Source organism: Oceanobacillus arenosus, assembly GCF_003369575.1.
Classification (GTDB): domain Bacteria; phylum Bacillota; class Bacilli; order Bacillales; family Amphibacillaceae; genus Oceanobacillus; species Oceanobacillus arenosus.
This window is the reverse complement of record NZ_PIOC01000033.1, coordinates 33,104-53,386: the sequence shown is the minus strand read 5'-3', so window position 1 is coordinate 53,386 and position 20,283 is coordinate 33,104. Positions and strand designations below refer to the sequence as shown.

The 20,283-nt window shown below is 40.9% G+C and carries 15 protein-coding genes; 8 read left to right on the top strand and 7 right to left on the bottom strand.

Translation table 11 applies throughout. From position 1 onward, the window contains the following. The first annotated feature begins 144 nt into the window (after positions 1-144). Complete coding sequence (locus CWR48_RS19480) at positions 145-1,398, top strand: MFS transporter (RefSeq protein WP_115774957.1); 1,254 nt, start codon at positions 145-147, stop codon at positions 1,396-1,398. Between the two features lie 46 nt (positions 1,399-1,444). Here the strand turns inward: CWR48_RS19480 and CWR48_RS19475 are convergent, their stop codons facing one another. Next, positions 1,445-1,609 carry an aspartyl-phosphate phosphatase Spo0E family protein gene (locus tag CWR48_RS19475; RefSeq protein WP_425453921.1) on the bottom strand — a complete coding sequence of 55 codons (165 nt, stop codon included), beginning with the start codon at positions 1,607-1,609 and terminating at the stop codon, positions 1,445-1,447. Positions 1,610-1,878: 269 nt separating this feature from the next. Here CWR48_RS19475 and rlmH point away from each other — a divergent pair, with 269 nt between their 5' ends. Further along, positions 1,879-2,358: a 23S rRNA (pseudouridine(1915)-N(3))-methyltransferase RlmH gene (gene rlmH / locus CWR48_RS19470; protein WP_115774956.1), complete on the top strand. Its 480-nt coding sequence runs from the start codon at positions 1,879-1,881 to the stop codon at positions 2,356-2,358. A gap of 203 nt (positions 2,359-2,561) precedes the next feature. On the opposite strand, the gene CWR48_RS19465 is transcribed toward rlmH, so the two are convergent. Then, the gene (locus CWR48_RS19465) at positions 2,562-3,155 is read right to left on the bottom strand and encodes a TetR/AcrR family transcriptional regulator (protein ID WP_115774955.1); all 594 of its coding nucleotides are present in this window, start codon (positions 3,153-3,155) and stop codon (positions 2,562-2,564) included. Between the two features lie 50 nt (positions 3,156-3,205). Then, a complete protein-coding gene (locus CWR48_RS19460; RefSeq protein ID WP_425453920.1) occupies positions 3,206-4,111 on the bottom strand; it encodes an SDR family NAD(P)-dependent oxidoreductase in 906 nt (301 codons plus the stop codon). 851 nt (positions 4,112-4,962) lie between these two features. Here CWR48_RS19460 and CWR48_RS19455 point away from each other — a divergent pair. From CWR48_RS19455 to CWR48_RS19445, 3 genes are all read left to right on the top strand, one after another. Then, complete coding sequence (locus tag CWR48_RS19455) at positions 4,963-6,555, top strand: long-chain-fatty-acid--CoA ligase (RefSeq protein ID WP_115774954.1); 1,593 nt, start codon at positions 4,963-4,965, stop codon at positions 6,553-6,555. 820 nt (positions 6,556-7,375) lie between these two features. Continuing rightward, entirely contained in the window at positions 7,376-9,424 is a 2,049-nt protein-coding gene (locus CWR48_RS19450) for a methyl-accepting chemotaxis protein (RefSeq protein WP_115774953.1), read from the top strand. Between the two features lie 580 nt (positions 9,425-10,004). Beyond that, complete coding sequence (locus tag CWR48_RS19445) at positions 10,005-11,141, top strand: ArgE/DapE family deacylase (RefSeq protein ID WP_115774952.1); 1,137 nt, start codon at positions 10,005-10,007, stop codon at positions 11,139-11,141. 289 nt (positions 11,142-11,430) lie between these two features. Here CWR48_RS19445 and CWR48_RS19440 read toward each other — a convergent pair whose 3' ends face one another. The 3 genes from CWR48_RS19440 to CWR48_RS19430 form a co-directional block, all read right to left on the bottom strand. Next, positions 11,431-11,844 (bottom strand): class I SAM-dependent methyltransferase, encoded by a 414-nt coding sequence (locus tag CWR48_RS19440; protein ID WP_245976879.1) that lies wholly within the window; start codon positions 11,842-11,844, stop codon positions 11,431-11,433. Between the two features lie 202 nt (positions 11,845-12,046). After that, positions 12,047-12,949, bottom strand: coding sequence for an NAD(P)/FAD-dependent oxidoreductase (locus tag CWR48_RS19435; protein ID WP_115774951.1), 903 nt, complete (start codon positions 12,947-12,949; stop codon positions 12,047-12,049). Positions 12,950-12,973: 24 nt separating this feature from the next. Next, positions 12,974-13,387 carry an RrF2 family transcriptional regulator gene (locus CWR48_RS19430; protein ID WP_115774950.1) on the bottom strand — a complete coding sequence of 138 codons (414 nt, stop codon included), beginning with the start codon at positions 13,385-13,387 and terminating at the stop codon, positions 12,974-12,976. A gap of 269 nt (positions 13,388-13,656) precedes the next feature. Here CWR48_RS19430 and CWR48_RS19425 point away from each other — a divergent pair, with 269 nt between their 5' ends. The 3 genes from CWR48_RS19425 (at position 13,657) to CWR48_RS19415 (ending at position 18,788) form a co-directional block, all read left to right on the top strand. Continuing rightward, positions 13,657-13,911 carry a zinc ribbon domain-containing protein gene (locus CWR48_RS19425; RefSeq protein WP_115774949.1) on the top strand — a complete coding sequence of 85 codons (255 nt, stop codon included), beginning with the start codon at positions 13,657-13,659 and terminating at the stop codon, positions 13,909-13,911. Between the two features lie 503 nt (positions 13,912-14,414). Next, complete coding sequence (locus CWR48_RS19420) at positions 14,415-16,976, top strand: beta-glucosidase family protein (protein WP_115774948.1); 2,562 nt, start codon at positions 14,415-14,417, stop codon at positions 16,974-16,976. A 153-nt stretch (positions 16,977-17,129) separates the two neighbouring features. Then, complete coding sequence (locus CWR48_RS19415) at positions 17,130-18,788, top strand: right-handed parallel beta-helix repeat-containing protein (RefSeq protein ID WP_115774947.1); 1,659 nt, start codon at positions 17,130-17,132, stop codon at positions 18,786-18,788. A gap of 568 nt (positions 18,789-19,356) precedes the next feature. Here CWR48_RS19415 and CWR48_RS19410 read toward each other — a convergent pair. Next, positions 19,357-20,259 (bottom strand): LysR family transcriptional regulator, encoded by a 903-nt coding sequence (locus CWR48_RS19410; protein WP_115774946.1) that lies wholly within the window; start codon positions 20,257-20,259, stop codon positions 19,357-19,359. Between the last annotated feature and the right edge of the window lie 24 nt (positions 20,260-20,283).

Genomic DNA, 20,283 nt, shown 5'->3' with positions numbered 1-20,283 from the left:
TCGTCAACATTCTCGTGAGCAACGTCCAGCTCCAGTCCTTTGATTCAAATTGTTTTAAGATTGTAAAGTTTTACATATTATAACTGTAAACTGCTACATGATGTTGTACTATAGAATATAGGTCTATTGGGGGAGGGAATGTGCTTGGGGAAGTTTACTAAAATAGAGAAGAGCTGGATGATGTATGATTGGGCGGATTCTGCCTATTCCATCATTATTACAACCGCTATTTTTCCAATCTATTATAAAGCAGTCGCAGAAAATGCAGGGGTTGCTGATGTTGATTCAACGGCATATTTAGGGTATACGATTTCAATTGCAACATTAATATTAGCGTTACTCGGGCCGATTTTAGGGACGATAGCCGATTATCAAGGCATGAAGAAAAAGTTCTTCCTATTCTTTTTCACGATGGGTACATTAGCCACGATAATGCTTTTATTTGTCCCAAGTGATAATTGGATTTTATTATTAACTATTTATACCTTTACATCGATCGGTTCCAGAGGTGCAGTCGTCTTCTATGATGCGTTTATCGTCGATGTAACAACGAAGAAGCGGATGAATGATGTTTCTGCAAGAGGATATGCTTTAGGTTATATCGGAAGTGCGATTCCCTTTGTAGTGAGTATTGCTGTCATTATGCTCGCACAAATGGAAATCATTCCTCTCTCCGCAACGAATGCGAGCCGGATCGCATTCCTAATCACAGCGATATGGTGGATAAGCTTTGCGATGCCAATGATTAAAAACGTCCATCAGCTTCATTATGTTGAACGTGAACCAAGAATTATTGTAAGTAGCTTCAAACATCTCGGCCAAACATTTCGTGATATAAGGCAGTACCGAACGATCTTCTTATTTTTATTAGCATATTTCTTCTATATTGATGGTGTTGGCACGATTATTTCAATGTCAACAGCATATGGAACGGATTTAGGGCTTGGAGCGACCGACTTGATTATTGCATTATTAGCTGTACAAATCGTTGCCGCACCATTTGCAATATTATTCGGATACCTCGCCAAGAAATTCGGGGCGAAGCGAATGCTCTATACCGGTATTTTAATCTATATTGTCATCTGTATTTACGCGATATTTTTAGAAACGATTACCGATTTTTGGGTCCTGGCTATGCTTGTCGCAACAGCACAAGGTGGTATTCAGGCGCTTAGTCGTTCGTATTTCGCGCAAATTGTACCGAAAGAAAGAGCGAATGAGTTCTTCGGATTCTATAATATTTTCGGAAAATTCGCTGCAATCCTTGGTCCTTTCTTAGTTGGTGCCACTGCACAGCTGACAGGAAATACATCTTATGGCGTATTTAGTCTCGTTATTTTGTTTGTGATTGGATTTATTATTCTTATTTTTGTCCCAGATAAGAAGATTGCGGAATAAAGCCTATAAAAATGACTCGCCTATTTTCACGTAGGGGAGTCATTTTTTAAGCATTCGTTTTGGTATGTAGATTCTCCAGTTTATTAAGCAATTCATCTAATTCCTCAGAAATTGTAATAATCTGATCGTAATGTTCTCCTTTTTCAAAGGCATGATACATTTTAGATCGTAGCTGCTCAATCTGAAGCTCTAATGTTCGCCTGGCTTTCAATTTTATCATCACACCCTTAGTACTCTATATTTCCAGAAATGAAGATTATTAAACACCTTTTAGTAAATATTTCCCTAACTTTTGAGAATGAGAGTAACCGATTGATTTTACGGTAAGGAAAAGATAAAATTTTTTGTAGGAAAGGCTGTTGCTTGGAAGTTTGAGTAATCATTTATTTTACTTGTGTTATAAGGTAAACTCTAATTAGAAGCTTGTGCTAACAATAAAACATCATTGCCAAAAGCAATTAGAAAAGGATCGGAAAATAGATGAGAATTTCAATTGTAACTGTCGGAAAACTAAAGGAAAAATACCTTAAACAAGGAATACAGGAATATTTAAAACGACTAACTGCCTATGCAAAGGTAGACATCATCGAAGTAGCGGATGAAAAGGCACCAGAGAATATGAGTGAGGCAGAAATGCTGGAAGTGAAGCGGAAAGAAGGAGAACGGATTTTAGGACATATTAGCGACGACACGTACGTCATCACGTTAGAAATAAACGGGAAAATGCTAAGCTCCGAGCAGCTGGCAGCGAAGATGGATGAGCTTGCGACATACGGGAAAAGCAAGATTGCGTTTGTGATCGGCGGATCGCTTGGGATTAGTGAAGACGTACAAAGGCGCAGCGATATGGCGTTGTCGTTTTCTAAGATGACGTTTCCACATCAGCTGATGCGATTGATATTGGTGGAGCAGGTTTATCGCGGATTTAGAATTATTAGAAATGAACCATATCATAAGTAAATGAGGAAAAAATAATAATATATTTAAAGATATTTCTGTTATAATCCTCGAATAAATTTCCATAAAAAACAAGATAATAATATTATCAAATACTATGAGATTAGTTTGACTTATGAGGATCGAATATGTTCAGAAAATAAGTCACCCATTGTCATACGATCCGGTTAGAGTCCATGACGAAAGGTGACTTGAATTTATTTGTTTCATTCCTTTAATATTTTCATTAATTTATCAACATTATGATTTAAGTTAATCCCATCTAATCCATGAGGCAGCAACATCAGACCAGAAATGACTGAGAAATAGAGCATCAAAAGCTCAGATGGATCGCCTTTGCTAAATTCCCCTTTCTCTTGCCCCTCTTTAAAGATGGGGAACACTTGCTCAATAAAAGAACTGGTTGGATATTGCTGTACAATATCTTTAGCCTGGTCAGGTACTTCATCTGATGTTTGTACTTGCTGTACTAGCATAAAGGAATGTCTATTGCTTGCATCCAGCATTCTTATGGTAAATTCTCTGATTTTTTCTGAAGGGGAGCCTTGCATAAGTCCTAATGTTGCAAATGCCTTAGCTGTTTCTTCCATCGCATCCTTAACAAGTGCGATAAAAAGCTCATCTTTGGAACTGTAGTATCGATAGGATAGACCTTGGCTAATGCCTGCTTCATTAGCAATCATGCTCATTTTAGTTCCAACGAGTCCTCTCCGAGCAAATACTTTTAGGGCCGCTTTCTTTATTTGTTCTCTCCGCTCATCACGGAGCTGGTCCAGTTGGTCATTATTTAATGGAGTCACCTTCGATCATCCTCTTCTATAAGCCTTTTTCACACGATAAATTATAACAATTATTTCAATGATAACCCAACTTGTTCCTCACTAATTTCCCAAAGTCTTTTTGCCAATTCTCTGTCAGTAGCCACTTCCGTCAGTTCCTTCAATTGTCTGTCAGCACAGTATTGGCCGTTTAGTCCGGAGACATCCTTCATTTCCGCAAGCCATATTAATGTATCCGCCCCCTCTTCCGGTGTACGTGAAAAGAACTTCATCACAGCCATTGTTGCTTTGGCCATCCTTCCATTGTTTTGATTAAAATTCGAGGCAACGAGTCCAGGATCAAAACAATGAACGGTAATATTTGTTGGCTCTAGACGACGTGCCAATTCAGATGTAAATAAAATATTAGCGAGCTTAGTCTGTGCATAGCGCAGTGTTGGACCGCCCATTAACTTTTTAATTCCCGTATAGAGATGCTCACCGTTAATATTATCAAAATCCAAACCGCTTTTCACCATCTTGTGCCCATGTGAAGAGGTATTGATAACCCGAGCTGAGTCACTTTCCCTTAGACGGTCTAAAAGCAGTGAAGTGAGAAGAAAAGGTGCCAAGTGGTTCAATGCCCATGTCATTTCCACACCTTCCTCCGTCATTTGAAAGGTATCGAATAAAGCCCCGGCGTTATTCACTAAAATGTCAATCTGTGGGCACCTTTCAAGTATTTGTTGAGCTACTCGGCGAATGGACCTTTGAGAGGAAAGATCAGCAATGAAAATATCCACTTTAATCGGTTTGCTTGTTTGCTTCTTTAATTGATTAGATATTTCTTCTGCCCTTCCCTGATTTCTGGCAATGATTCCGATATTTGCTCCACGTGCAGCGATTGCCTTTGCTGCTGCAAGCCCAATTCCATTTGTTGCGCCTGTAATTAATGTATATTTGTCCGGAAGAATCCATTCTATTTCTTTCATAATCATTTTTCAGCACTCCTTTGTGATGAATGAATAGTTCATTCATTTTAAAATAGCATATGTTAGTATTTTAAAAAATGCAACAAAAATTTGCGTTTATGGTTTTAATAATATAAAGATTTGTTTCGAATTTCCCATGGACTTATTAAAGGAAGACAGTAAATAAAACCTCATTTAGATATAGTGCGGGGAGCCAAATCATAAGTAGAGGCAAAAATTATTATAAATAAAGAGGTATGTCAGTAGCGAATAAGACTTTAATGTAATGGAAGATCACAAAATGTGGCCTTCTGCATGAAATAGCAAAAGAAAGAAGAAACCCTTTTTTGTGTAACCACTTCTTGCTAAAGCCAGTTTCGCAAGTTCTACAAAATTAATTAGTGACAATGGATCTAAGTGTTCTTTCATGCTAAGGGATCTTTGACATCTATATGGTGCTCTCACTTTCTACTTGCTTGATCTCTTGCTGGTAGAATTGTTCCCCTAGACTTTTTTCTAGCCATTCTTTCCCTGTGCTATTAAGGTTTCCTTTTATATACCGGGCTTTAAAGGGGCTGGTAGCTATGTCCAGTATTTGTGGACAGATATTTTCACCTTTTATTTTGTATGCGCCTTCATATTTTTAGGGTTCTCCTAAGTCTACTATTTTTTATTTTTAAAAACTTGGAAAAGATGTTGTAATTATTATAAAATTTAGTATAATCAAAAATAGAAAAGTGATTCACTTGTCATAAACAGCGAGCGGCACAAATTAGTTAACAAGAAAGGGATGAAGACAAGTCAAAAAATTGGACAAAGCAGAGGGGATTTTTTAGGGAAAATAAAATATAATATGACATTTAATTGGAGGGGTTAACATGTACATTCCATTACTATTGACAGATTTTTTAGATCGAGCTGTTAAGCTATATGGCGATAAAACGGCAGTCATTGATGACGAAAAGGTTGTTACTTATTTTGAACTGAATGAAAGAGTAAACAGGCTTTCCCATGGGCTGGAAGAAAAGGGGGTCGAAAAAGGTGATCGGGTTGCTATCTTGGCACCGAATACGTTGGAAATGTTAGAAGGGTTCTACGGAGCATTTCAATTGGGAGCCGTTACCGTCCCACTAAATATTCGGTTAAAGCCGAATGATTATTTGTTTATTTTAAACCATAGTGAAACCAAAATTTTATTTGTGGACTATGAATTATACGGTCTTATTGACCCGGTCCGAGATCAGTTAAATGTTGAAAAGATCATTGTCCACGGGGGCAGCAAAATTAAACTTGAAAATAACGATCTTGACTACGAAGCGTGGCTGGCCCAATTTTCAGTAAAGCCGTTTGACCGTGCAGAAATGGATGAAAAGGATATTGCCAGCCTGCTTTACACAAGCGGCACAACAGGAGACCCGAAAGGCGTTATGCTTACTCATCGAAACAATTACCTGCAAGCTCTTCAAGTGATGCATCATTTACGTGTAAGTGATCAAGACGTAGTGCTTCATGTTTTGCCTATGTTTCATGTTAATGGATGGGGCTCGATATTTTATTATACAGGGAACGGTGCTACCCAGATCATGTTAAGAAAAACCCGTCCAAATATCATTTTTGAAAAGCTAGAAAAGCATGACGTGACGATTATGCACATGGCTCCTACCGTGCTGAATTCACTGCTCCAATATTATGATGAAAATAAAATGAATATAAACCAACAAAATGTAAGGGTTGTCATCGGTGGTTCTGCACCGCCTGTCACGTTTATAGCTAAAGTGGAGGAAAAAATGGGCTGGGAATTCATACAGGTGTATGGAATGACAGAAACATCCCCGCTGACCTTAACATCCATTATCCGCGCCCAGCATTTGGATGAGCCCAAAGAAGTCCAATACCGGATGAAGTCTAAGGCAGGTTATCAAATGTTCTTAACTGACGTGAAAGTAGTCAATGAAGAAGGTGAAGAGGTTGCGCCTAACGGTAAGGAAATCGGAGAAATTGTAATCCAGAGCAACGGTGTGATGGAAGGTTATTGGAAAAATGAAAAGGCGACAAAAGAAGTTATCAGGAATGGCTGGTTTCATACCGGCGATATGGGAGTCGTCGACAGTGACGGAAATATCGAAATTGTCGACAGAAAAAAAGATGTTATTATCAGCGGTGGAGAAAATATTTCATCGATTGAGGTGGAAAATATTCTGTATGAACATCCAGCGGTAATCGAAGCGGCCGTAATTTCCATCCCTCACGAAAAATGGGGAGAGACCCCACATGCCGTTGTGGTTGTCCGCGATAGAGAAGCGGTAACGGAAGAGGAAATCATTGCTTTTGCAAGAGAGCGGGTCGCCCACTATAAAGCCCCAACATCTGTCAGCTTTGTAAAAGAACTGCCTAAAACAGGTTCAGGCAAAATACAAAAGGCACATTTGCGAAACCAATTTTGGGAAAGCAAGGACAAATTGGTTAATTAAGAAGGTGAGTGGCGATTCTCTAATAAACTAAACCCACAAAGTGTGTAGTTTTCAATAGTACATTCTTTCACAGGAGATAGTGTTCCTGTGTCTTTTTTCTTTGGTGAAATGCTGTAAATTCTTAGTGCCATAAAAAGACTGTCCCAAAAAGGAACAGTTAAATTATAAAAGGTTAATTTGCTGTTTTCATAAGGCTTTTCCCTTTGTTGTAAACAAATCTTTCCCATTTAGCTAGCAATCCGTACCCATTTTCGCCACGTTCTATTTTTTACAATTCCGTTTTGAGAAAGGGGCAATTTTTGAAAGAAAATGAAGTCTTGATTGGATGTGTACATGCTATTTGTTTATCCCGAATTAACTAGCTGTAAGACCCCCACTGAATGAAGTTTCACTTTATCAATGTATAAAGTATGGATTTTAGTCATTTAAAGCTGATAGTATAAACTAGTAATATATGGATTATGTTAATATGGAATATAGGATACAAATAAGGGGATATTTGGTGGATGTTTGTCGAATTCCTTTAAATTGGAGGTGCTTCTTATTACATGGAGTGTTCGATTTTAAATCAGAAATAATTAATAAGAACATTAACAACACGTTAACCGACAATGAGTAAGATTGATGTCTGTAAGAAATTTAAATAAAACTTATGATGAAATACATAAGGTAGTTGAAAAAATATACAGTAAAAGTGTTTGTGAAGGGATAATAAAATAATTTAGAAAATTTAAAGATTCTGATATACATAATAGGTATCATCAATATCCAAGAAGTAACCTAAAATTTTTAACTATTAAAAATATGCGAGGAGTTAGCAATGAAAAAGATAAAGTTTAAGAACAATCTATTTATAAAAATCTTTTCCGTTTTTCTTATCTGTATTTTAGTCCCAATGCTCATAAATCTATTTTATACAACATATTCGGCCTCCAACGCATTGGAAGATGAAGCGAGAAGTTCATTGTCTAGAATTGCCTTAGAAAAGGAGCAGCAGGTTGATTTGGTCTTTGATATTCAATTTGATATATCAGAAGCATTGGTAAATGAACTCTATACGGTTAATTTTTTTAATGAAATATCTAATACTGGTGAGGTTGACCAAATAAAATTAGACCAAATAGCTCAATATCTAAAGAAAAGGCACGAACTTTCTCAAGGCCTCTATGAGAATATATTTTTTACATATAATGACAGAGTATTGGCAGATGGAATAGGAGGTGCATCTGTTGGTTATGTAATGGATAAAGAGCTTGAATCTTATTATTATGAGCAATTAAAGAATCCCGTGTTAACTACAGGTGATTATATGTATTCTCCTATTACTGGAAGACCAACACTTCCAATCGTTAATTCTATTATAAATGAGACTACCAAACAAGTGCTTTCTGCTTTGGTTATCCCAGTGGACGTGAATAGATTAACAGAACAACTGGTGGATGGAGATGGAGAGCAAAGCGCACATACAATGATTCTTGATCCAACCGGTCTCGTGATTGCAGCAGATAATTCTGACTTAGAGTTAAAACTGGATTTTAGTAAAAATGATGAAGTGAAAGGCTTCTTTAAGAATATGAGTGAAACCACTTCAGGAAGCGGTAATTTTACGTTAAATGGCGTAGAAAATATTGCCTCTTATGTACAACATGACAAGTATGGATTTTATATTTTATCATATATGCCGGTTAGCCAGTATATGGAAAAAGTGGATGCACTGGAATCTGGTATAATAATAGTTATTATTCTGAGTATTGCCTTAGCTGGTCTTGTTGTTTTCTTTATTGTTAAAAGGCTTGTAAAACCTATTAAGATAGTATCGGAAACAGCTCAACAAATTGCTGCAGGTAATTTAACTTCCGACCTATTAAATATAAAAAGCAAAGATGAAATAGGTGAACTGGCAAAATCGTTTAACACAATGTTTTTATCTTTAAGAGAAATAGTTACGCAGTTAGGTAGCAGTTCTGAAAAGGTCGCAGCATCTGCAGAGGAACTTTCTGCTACATCAGAACAATCTTCGTTAGTAAGTAAGCAAGTGGCGGAAGCTATTCATCAAGTTGCAGTTGGAGCAGAAGATCAATCGAAAAATACATTGGATAATTCAGCTATGATGGGGGAAATTACGGATCGAGTAAGACAAGTATCAATGAACACGCAACATGTTGCATCTTCTGCAGCTATAGCATCGGAAAAAGTAAATATTGGAGCTGAAGCAATCTATTCATCTATTTCAGAGATTGAAAATATAAATAAAAATATTCATGATGTAGGAGTTAAAATTAGGAAACTGGGAGATAGTTCTACAGAAATTGGACAGATTGTTGGGGTTATTACACAAATTGCAGACCAAACTAATCTACTTGCTTTAAATGCAGCAATAGAAGCAGCAAGAGCTGGAGAGCATGGAAGTGGTTTTGCGGTAGTCGCTGAAGAAGTTCGAAAATTAGCAGTGCAATCAAAAGAATCATCTATTCAAATTAAAAAATTAGTGGATACAATTTTAGGAGGAACTGAGCAAACCGTTCTCTCAATGGATACAACCGTTGCACAATCGTTAAAAGGAATGGAAGCCATCAAATCTGTAGAAGAAACTTTCCTTGATATACAAAATTCTATCATTGAGGTATCAGGACAAACTCAAGAAGTAGCAGCTGCTACGAACCAAATAGATGCTGCTATTGATCAAATAGAATTGAATACGAAACAAATCCACTCTATTTCAACAGAAACTGCCTCAAAGACGCAAGAAGTGGCGGCTTCTATGGAGGAGCACCTAGCTTCATTTGAGGAAATTAATGCTTCATCAAACTCAATGGCAAAATTAGCATCTGAGTTAAAAGAGTTAGTTCGAAAATTTAAAGTAAATTAGAAACAGATGATCAGGTCTAATAATCATCGAAATTAAATGTTTTGTTAAAATCTATCATTTAATTTCGATGCTTTTTTATTGCTTAGGAAACTATAAAATTGGATGCTGTGGATAATTTAATTACTGAGAATAGCCACGTCCAGCTCCAGCGCCCAGCAACTAGCGAGACTTCCCTCACCTCCGTAATCTAAGTCAACCGCTTACGCTCATCGTGTTTCCTTTATCTCCTTCGGTTCAGTCCAGTCCGTACGTCGCTAAACGGGCGCTTGCGCTTTTGTTCTCACAAGTAGGTGGTGCAGCATATGGGATTGGGTCGTTGGGAAAATTAATGTGATGTTTTAAATGAAGCTTATGTGGTTAATAAACCCACCAACATCTCCTATGATTTCACATACACTCCGCACACAAAATAAACATTTCCAATATTGAATCCCACTTTCACCTTTAATATTGTAATAAGTCCCGAAAGTAATTCAGCAGATAATGTGCATCATAAATTTTTACCCGCTTTCAAATACTTCTTTTCCAAATAGGGTATTGTATGTTATGACAATTATATAAACGAAAGGGGACGAATACATTGAATAAAGAAGAACGAATTAAAGTTTTACAAGACGTAGTAAAAATAAAATCGGTAAACGATAAGGAATCAGAAGTAGCGGATTACTTAGCAGATCTATTCCAAAAACATGGGATTGAATCTGAAAAGGTAAAATATCGTGAAGGCCGTGAAAGCTTAGTAGCCACTTACAAAAAAGGTGACGGTAAAGTTCTAGGTATCAGCGGACACGAAGATGTTGTAGCAGCTGGTGATGAAAGTGAATGGAAATTCCCACCATTTTCAGGTGAAATCGATGGTGACAAATTATATGGCCGAGGTTCAACGGATATGAAATCTGGTCTAGTAGCCTTAGCAATCGCTATGATTGAAGTTAAAGAAGAAAACGCAGACATCAATGGAACTTTGAAATTCATGGGAACTGTTGGTGAAGAAGTCGGTGAATTAGGTTCTGAACAATTGACTAAAGCAGGTTATGCAGATGATCTTGATGGATTGATTATTGGTGAGCCAACTGGCCCAGCATTGATTTATACTCACAAAGGTTCAATGAACTATACCATTGTTTCTCGTGGCAAATCTGCGCACAGTTCAATGCCCAGAGAAGGTATTAACTCAATCGCAAATATTAATGAATTTGTGACTCGTGCGAATGCAGAGATGCAAGAAATCACTAACAAATACAAAAATGATGTATTAGGCGAAACTGCTCATTCTATTACAATCATCAATGGTGGGGATCAAGTTAACAGTGTTCCTGCTATTACAACATTACAAGGTAATATCCGTACCATTCCTGAATTTGATAACAGCAAAGTGAAAGCATTGTTACAAAGTATTGTTGATGACTTGAACAAAAAGGAAGGATTCAATTTAGAATTAATCGTTGATTATGATATTTACCCTGTAGAGAATGAATCCGATTCTGAACTCATTAAAGCTATCCAAGCAGTTTCAAATCAAGAATTGCCTGTAACTGGTATATCACCAACGACAGACGCAGCGGCATTTACGAAAGCTGACAATGAATTCGACCTTGTTATCTATGGCCCTGGCGTTCCAGATTTACCTCACCAAGTAGACGAATACGTATCAATTGAAAACTACTTAGAAATGATTGACAATTACAAAGCAATTTACAAAGAATACTTAAAATAAGTTGTTAGCATTTGATGATCATCGACACCCCATTTAACCGTAATTGGGGTGTTTTTTGTAAATGAATCTTTAAACTTAGCAGCTGAAATCATTTATAAAGTAGTATTAGATACCCGATCGATAGAAGCATTCTTAATACGAATATGGTGGATGAAATTGGAAATATGAATTTTCCCGGTTATTTATATAAGAAAGCCTAAAATACGCAAGAAGAGCATAAAGACTTGTATATTTTAGACTTTTTATTTTACTTCTTTATTGTGACCCTTTAGTTTAGGACTAATTTCGGTTAATCGGTCTTCTGTGCAACGAGCAAGTATAGAGATTCAGCTGGAGAAAATTTCTCCATTACCTGAAATCCCGCTTCTTTCATCTCCAGCTCCACTTCTTCTAAGGTGATTCTCGGTACTTTCTCGGAACTTCCATTTGCTTCAAGTTCCAGGCAAATTAGATAGCCTTCTATTTTCAGTACATTTTTCATTTGCTGTAACAGTGGTGACAGCGGCTGAATTTCATGCAGTACCAGAGAAGCAATGATTATATCGATAGAGCCATCAGGTAAAGAAAGTGCCTCCATACTTCCCTGCACAGGGACAATATTCGTGAGTCGCTCCTCCAAGGCTTTCTCTTTTATTATTTCCAGCATCGCATCGTCGATATCCAGGGCGTATACGTTGCCCTGGATCCTTTTCGCCGCAGGGATGGAAAAATAACCGGTTCCAGCACCAAATCCAACATGCTGTCCGTTTCTTTTAGAGGAATCATGTTCAACAGCTGTTCCGGGGAGAATTCTTTTCTTCGTTCAGGACTTTCTAAGTACGATACTTTTCCTTTGCTTGGCTTGCCATGCGAGTGATGCATATAGATCCTCCTTTTTAAGCAGCTGTTTAGTCATGCTGTTTCTTTTAGTTAAATTTTTCTTCTATCAATGCTGCGTTCACAGCCATGGCAGCCATACTGCCTTCCCCCGCTGCAATAATTAATTGGGATGGACCGGCAATTCGTGTATCCCCGCAAGCAAACACCCCTTCCGTATTCGTGCGTTGCCAACTGTCAGTTACAATCCCGCCATGCTCGTTTAATGTATATCCGAGTGAAGAATCAAAAGACGCAGCCTGTTTCCATTCCGCAGCAATAAATCCTCCTTCGCGAAGAACTGCTGTATCATCTTCAAACTGGATTTTTTCCAGCATTCCCTCTTCGCCAATGAAAGCGGCGATCTTCTTTTCATTAATACTGATGCCTTTGCTTTTGAGCAATTCTTGTTCTTCCAGCGAAAGTACTTTACTGCCGTTGGTAAAAATAATTAAATCGTTCGTCCAGTTGGACACCATTTTCGCCATATGAAACGCCTTTTGGTCATCAGCAATCACTGCCAGTGGCCGATCTCTCAATTCCCAGCCATCACAGAAAGGACAGCTGAACAGGCTCCTGCCATAGAATTCTCTCACCCCCGGGATATCTGGAAGGACTTCCTTAAAGCCGGTTGCGAGAATGATCTTCTTCGCGTTGTATACTTCCCCATTTTCTGTTTCAACCTGAAACAAGGAGTTTTCTTTATTTATACGATGCACCCGTTGCTTTTCGATCCTTACGTCAGGGTACCTGCTTAATTCTACTTGGGCAACCCTTTTGAATTCCTGTGGATCTATACCGTCTCTTGTGATAAACCCATGGGACTCGGAAGTCACAGCATTTCTCGGTTTGTTGTCATCGAACAGGATAGTTTTACGTCTTGATCTTCCAAGTACTAAAGTAGCGTTCAGTCCAGCCGGTCCTCCACCAATCACAGCGCAGTCTAATATCACCTTGTCCACTCCTTAATAATAAATTTAACTTTTTTTCTCTTTCTGTTTGGATTCTGCTTCTTTAGCAATATCGATCAAAAGCTTTGATTCCAGTTCACATTTCATATTTTCCTCTGACTGCCTCATGACGTTCTCAATCAAGCAGCCTTCATGATGAATGGAGCAGTCGAATAAGCTAGTATCTCCTTCAATCGCATTAATAACATCCAAAAAAGATATTTCATGTTTTGTTCTGGAGATTTTATAGCCTCCCTTAGCGCCTGGCGTCGACTCGATCAAACTGGCTTTCGTTAGTTTAGTTAATATCTTAGAAAGATACGTCGGGGAAAGATGCTGCATTTCGGCTAATTCCTTCACTCCCACCGAGCTCCCCCCAGGCTGCAGCATTAAATGGACCATCGTATGCAGGGCGTAGTTTGTCGCGTTTGAATACCTCATACTTTGCCTCCTTATATTAAATAGATATTAAGGACTCCTAATATCTGTAATATAAATAAATTTATCACTCGACGTGAAGGAAGTCAACTTGGGGGTTTTTAAACTTCGACTAAACTGTTCCGTTAATGTGATGATTCCTCTATTAAAAAACTCTGAGCAAGGAAGAATTTTGCTCGTAGGAGTGGTGAATTTATTAGCCCTTCAACTAAAAAGAGTCGAAAAAATCTATAGAAGGTATTGAAGCATAATTCATAATTCGAGGTGATAGAATGAAGGAGTATCGGAAATGCCAAAGCTGTGCCATGCCATTGAAGAAAATTGAGGATCGCGGAACCGACAGGAATTTAGATAAAAGTTCAATGTATTGTAAGTATTGTTATCAAGAAGGAGAATCTACGCAAAAAGATATTTCTTTAGATGATATGAAACAACTTGTAAAAGATAAATGCATCGAAATGGGGTCTTCGAAGTTTTTAGCAAGGATGTTTGTTAAAAACCTTCATAAATTGGAGAGGTGGAAATAGATAATAATCCAAGCTTAAAGAGTATTATGTTTAAATTATCTCATTTTAGTATGTTTCGGTGAGCCTTACCACAAATAGGTAGCAGTTTTCTTTACTCAAAGCTTTTTACCTTACGTACATGTAAATAAGAGCCAATACATATTTCATTCATTACATGCCACCTTCGATTGGATTTCCAAATATAGTAACAATGCTTATTTAATAAATAGAAGTTCTTGCGTCACTTTTTAGTATATTTAGAATAGTTGAGTAAAATGCTCGTTTAAACTTATTTATTTTGATTGTATATCTGGTAAATCATTGATTTCTACAGTGTTTGGGCACCGTTTCCAGGACTTTGGGAGCGTTACTAATTTCGCGGTTTTATTTACTACTTTGTAATCAAACGTTCATACTAGCGTAATGATTCTTCTTTACACTAAGAGAGTCGGTTAGTAAGGGGGATGATAAAACGAAAATTATTTGATAGTAGTAGATAAATACATATTAAGGGAGAAACCAGGATGAAAAAAAGAATTAGTTCAATTTTTTTGATAGCAATTATCATTATGTCTACATTAGTAAATCCAGTTAATGCGATGAGCGGTGGAACGGAAGGGGCTAACCCATGGATGAACACCAAGCTCTCTGCTGAGGAGCGCACCGAGTTGCTTCTCGATGGGATGACGATGGAACAGAAGATTCAGCAGATCGCTATCTCGCGATTCAATGAGAATGACACCGGTGAGACGGTTGTAATCAACAAAAAAGGTAGTAGTAAATACCAGAACGGAGTATTCGCTCCACAGGGTACACTGCCTGGTTGTGAGTGGCAGGACACTGGTCGGCAGATCCGTGGGATCGAGGATCTGGGAATCCCCACAATCCGCATGACCAACGGTGGTACGGGCGTTAAAGGCGGATCGTGTCACAATGACCCAGAGGCGACTGGCCTTCCGTCTACCCCAGCTTTGGCTGCTACATTTGATTCCGAGCTAAACTATGAGGCTGGCCGAATCCTTGGTGAGGAGACACGAGCATTCGCGCATCACGTGTTTCTCGGACCAGGTATGAACCTAATTCGTCACCCGTACGGTGGCCGTAACTACGAGTACTTCAGTGAGGACCCATACTTGACGGGTATCCTGGCGTCTCAGCAAGTCAAAGGTATCCAGGATCAAGGGGTTCAGGTACAACTTAAGCACATGGCAGGCAACGAACAGGAAACTGAGCGTTGGACGATGGGTGTACAGGTTCCCTCAAGGGCCATGAACGAGTTGTACATGTTACCATTCGAGATGACCGTCAGGGATGCTGACCCAGCCTCCGTGATGTGCTCGTTCCCGGATGTTAACGGAACTTATGCATGTGACAGTTCTGAATTGCTTCAAGATGCTCTACGTAAAAACTGGGGCTTCGACGGTTACGTCATGAGTGACCGTCGCGCGATTCACAACACGGTTTCTGCCATCAAGGCGGGCATGAATGTTGAGCTCGACTGGGCACCACAGTACTACACTCAAGCGAAGATCCAAGAGGCACTTGACTCTGGTCAGGTGACAGAGGACGACATCGACAATCTACTTCGTCCGCGTTACATCAAGATGATCGAGTTTGGCCACATGGATGAGCCTTACGACAAGTTCATGCCGGAGATCGTTGATCCGATTGCTAACGGCGCTAGCGCACGTAAGATGGCTGAAGAAGGCTCCGTGCTGTTGAAGAACGAAAACAGCTTCCTACCACTGGACGGCGAGCCACAGTCGATCGCGTTGATCGGCATTGAGACGTTTGCTGGTACAGCAAGGATGTCCCCTCGCTCTGTTCGTGACGACAATGATTATGTAGTGACTCCATATACGGTCACGCCACAAGAAGGCTTAGAGAATGTTATCGAAGAGCTGGGCTACAACACTGAAGTGACGTACAACAATGGCCGCGACCCGAAAGCTGCTGCCAAGTTAGCCGCTGAGTCCGACGTTGTGCTTCTCATGATCGGAGACAATCCACATGAAACTGTGGACCGTGATACCCTTGGATTCCCAGCCTTGAATCTCGAATCGGGCTTGGCTGAACAGGAGCCGTTAATCGACGCGGTTATGGAAGCCAACGCGGAGAACACTGTTGTGGTATTGAAGACTTCCGGTACGGTGATCATGCCGTGGTTGGATAAGGTCCCTGCAGTCTTATCTGCCTGGTACCCAGGTATGGAGGATGGCAATGCCGTTGCTAATCTTCTTTATGGTAAGGTCAATCCATCCGGTAAGCTTCCTATGACGTTTGGTGCTACCGAGCGTGAGGCAGCTTTCGCGACCGAAGAACAGTACCCTGGAACTCGTCAAGACACTGGCAAAGCAGGTGGCCCTGGCGCGTACGGTAACGGTTCCGACCAACTGATTGCCCAATACACAGAGGGCCTTGAGATGGGCTACCGCTGGTACGAAGCCAACGACGTGAAGCCGGTCTTCCCATTCGGATACGGTTTGTCGTACACGACTTTCGAATATGACAAACTTAAAGTGAAGAAGGTCCAAGACAAAGGATCGATAACAGGTATTGATGTGTCCTTCACGATCACGAACACAGGTGATGTTGCCGGTAAAGAAGCAGCACAGGTTTATCTGACACTACCAAATGAGGCAGGGCAGCCGACTAAGCGTCTTGTTAACTTTGAGAAGGTTTACCTTGAGCCTGGTAAGAGCGAGCGTGTGACAGTACGTATTAACCATGCTGACTCAAACCACCCGTTCTCTTATTTCATTCCGGAAGATCCGGACAACTTGGCGAACTGGGCTGATGGCGAGTGGGCTACTGCTAAAGGAAAATACCGCGTGCATGTCGGTGGTTCCTCAGCAGACACTGCGTTGGAAAAAGACATCCCGTTGAACTTCAAACTTAACAAGGACAACGGCAAAGGTAACAACCATGGCCAAGGCAACAACCATGGCTATGGCAAAGGTAACAACCATGGCCAAGGCAACAACCATGGCTATGGCAAAGGTAACAACCATGGCCAAGGCAACAACCATGACCGAGGTAACAACCATGACCGAGGCAACAACCATGGCAACAGCCAATGGCAATAGCAATGGCAAGGGAAGCTCTAATCGGTATTAGGTCCCTGGCTAAGGGATGACATCGACGACCCGTCAGGGACGTCGGGGCATCCCGAAGGCGGTGAGCGAGTTGGCTCACCGCCTTTCTTGTCCCCTTCATGTGCGACGGGAGGGACGAAAAGAGTGCAGAAAGAAGTGAGAAGTTTGATAAAGGAATCTGTTCAGAAAAGCCGGCTAGGGCTGGCGCATACATGGTGGGTGATCCTTGTACTGTCGGTCCTCTTGACCGCATGCACCGTCGGGGAATCCGACGGGCCTGTCGAGAGTGATGAAGCCGTAGAACTCGCACCATCTGAGAGTGATGAAGCCGTAGAACTCGCACCATCTGAGAGTAATGAAGTCGTAGAGCCCGCACCATCTGAGAGTAATGAAGCTGTAGAACCCGCACCGTCCGAGAGTGATGAAGCTGTGGAGCCTGCTTCATCCGAGCAAGGCGACTGGCAGCTTCCCGGTTTGGTGGACCGGTCCGGCGCGCCAATCGAGGTACCGACACCAGGTCCGGCCACTGGCAGGACCCTAGATGTTACGGACTTTGGGGCAGATCCGGATCCGGACTCTCACGACGACGCAGCAGCCATTCGGGCTGCCTTGGACGCGGCTGAACCGGGTGATGAAGTGCTGCTGCCGGCGGGCACGTATGACTTGCGCTCCACTGACCCGGACGACAAGTTGGCGAACATCGTGTTGAAAAGTGGCGTGGACCTGCGCGGTGAAGGTTGGGAGAGCACCGTGCTGCTGACCTCCTTTGACGGTGAGGATGACAGCCGAGTAATCCGTGGCTTGGGCGTCCATGACGTCATCGTTGCTGACTTCACCATCACCTCCCGTCATGAGGGTCCACTCGGTGATGACACTGACGACGGCGACGCGGGTGGTGGTCCGATGTACGGGGTCAACATTGGGGCCAAGAAAGGGCAGGCAAGCTCCCAGGTCCTTGTAAAGAACCTGGATATCCGCAGGTTCGAGCGTCACGGCATCTCGATCAAGGGCAGCCGTGAGGTGACCATCTCTGGAAACTATATCAGTGAGGCAACCGCCGTTGGTCCCGGTGGACAGGGCTACGGCATTGCAATCGAGGGATCAGCGGACCAGCATGATCCGAATGCCACCAACGATTCTCGGCACAATGTAGTAATCGGCAACACCTTGGATGGCAAGAATCTGCGGCACGCTATTCTGCTGCAGTTCCCCACGCATAACAATCTCGTGGCAGAAAACACCATTTTTGGCAGCCACCTTGACGCCATCGACCTGCACGGAGAGGGTGAATACCTGAACGAGGTCCGTGATAACACGGTCGTTGGTGGGCATCGGGCGGGCATCGCGCTAGGCAATTCCGGCGGGGCCAAGAACAAGCACGACGCCTCAGGACCTGGAAACTGGGTGCACTCCAACGACCTGATTGGAAACCGTCAAGGAGTCCTCGTCATTCTGGGAACTCCTGACACCCTCGTCGTGGACAACAGAATCACCGCCGGGGAGGATTCGAAGACCGGCATCGAGGTCCGTAATGCGCCGGGCACGGAATTGCGCGGTAACCATATCACTGGAGGGACTGACGGGTTCTGGGCCATCCGTCTTAAAAAGGATAGCGGTACAGACGGACGGGGTAAAGGAATCCCCTCAGGCATCAGGATCGAGTCCAACGTTATTCGACAGGCCGCCAACGGCATCAGGATTGATGACGGGGAGGACCTCAACTTGGTGGATAACGACGTCTACGGCATAGACGGTGCCAAGCTGAGGGTGGCCGACGGGATCAACAGTGCGAAAGTTGAGTAACTAGTAAATCTTATTTTAACTTCTATAATTAACCCAGCCTTCGACAAAAAGAGGGCTGGGTTCTTTCTAATAAGTTCACTCAATTTTCACATAAACGATATTCAATATATTCCCTTACTACTTATTCAATATTTGCCTCAACATGAAATAGGCATATTAGATTGTTCCTAATCGACAAAATGTTTAACAGCGATGGCATCTCCGTGGCATGAATAATGGCATGAAATTAAAAATAATCGATAATAATTATTTAGTATTATTTGAGTTAAAAAGTGCAAATCCTTTTATATAAAGGGATTTGCAGCTACTGTTGGTAACTTATAAGAATCAACGACACGCCTTTGGAAGGGTTCGCTACGGTGAGTCTTATCATAAATAATGGTAAATCAAAGGGCTGAATTAGTATTAGATAGAGGCCTCTTGGAAGGAATAGAAAACAAAGCGAATTAAAGAAGGCACTAGCTATTTATTGAGCCTTTCCTTCATGACATAGAGGCTTGACTCATGCTTTCGCTGCCCTTCCACCCATGATGTCGTCCAGTTATAAATAATGATTGTGCCTAAAATTCTATCGTTTTATGTCTATTCTTTTGGTATCTATAGCCCTCTTCTCTACAAATTCTTTAAAATTTGTTACGGCTGGAGACATATATCCATTTATTCTCCATACCATTTGGATTACCCGAAAGCATTCTGGTGATTGTATTCGGATCATTGAAATTTTACTTTTGTCTAGGTCAGGTATGTGCGGGACAACGGCAACACCCAAATTGGCACCTACTAAGTCAGAGACTGTCCTTTCCTCAAATCCCTCAAAAACCTTTCTTGGGCGGAATCCAGCCTCATTGCAGAGATTTTCTATTAAATCATGTAAGGCTGTTTTAGGTTTGAAAAAAATAAAGGCATCATCAGCTACTTCACTTAAATTGACTCGCTCTTTTCCAGCCAATCTGTGGGTAGCAGGAACAATTAGAAATAATTCTTCGGTCAAAACTGGAATGGAGTACAAACTTTCATGCGAATCTATCGAGGAACAGAAACCAATGTCAATGTTAGCATCATCTATTTCTTTTAAGATTTTACTTGAGATATTTTGTGATAAGTGAAATTGTATGTTCGGAAATTCATTTTGAAAATCACTGATTAAATCAGGTACAAAGCTGGAACCGAGTGTTTGGATAAATGCAAGCGAAATGACCCCATGGTATGGGTTGACCATATCCTGGATTTTTTGTTTTGCTTCTTTCATTTCTGATAATACTTGGTTTGTATACTTTAGAAAAACGTTCCCATATTGGTTTAAAACGACCCCACGACTCTTTCTTTCGAATAAAGGGACACCAATCTCTTCTTCAAGACGCAAAATAGAACGACTTAACGCTGGCTGCGAAAGGTTTAATTCTTCGGACGACTTTGTAAAGCTTTCGTGTTTGGCAACCATTTGAAAATAATAAAGCTGGTCAAAATCCATTCTTTATTCTCCTTTATTAATTAG

Coding starts and splice junctions, on each gene's coding strand:
- CWR48_RS19455 (WP_115774954.1), top strand. CDS start 4,963: ATGTACATTCCATTACTATTGACAGATTTTTTAGATCGAGCTGTTAAG.
- CWR48_RS19460 (WP_425453920.1), bottom strand. CDS start 4,111: ATGATTATGAAAGAAATAGAATGGATTCTTCCGGACAAATATACATTA.
- CWR48_RS19410 (WP_115774946.1), bottom strand. CDS start 20,259: ATGGATTTTGACCAGCTTTATTATTTTCAAATGGTTGCCAAACACGAA.
- CWR48_RS19450 (WP_115774953.1), top strand. CDS start 7,376: ATGAAAAAGATAAAGTTTAAGAACAATCTATTTATAAAAATCTTTTCC.
- CWR48_RS19430 (WP_115774950.1), bottom strand. CDS start 13,387: ATGAGGTATTCAAACGCGACAAACTACGCCCTGCATACGATGGTCCAT.
- CWR48_RS19425 (WP_115774949.1), top strand. CDS start 13,657: ATGAAGGAGTATCGGAAATGCCAAAGCTGTGCCATGCCATTGAAGAAA.
- CWR48_RS19420 (WP_115774948.1), top strand. CDS start 14,415: ATGAAAAAAAGAATTAGTTCAATTTTTTTGATAGCAATTATCATTATG.
- rlmH (WP_115774956.1), top strand. CDS start 1,879: ATGAGAATTTCAATTGTAACTGTCGGAAAACTAAAGGAAAAATACCTT.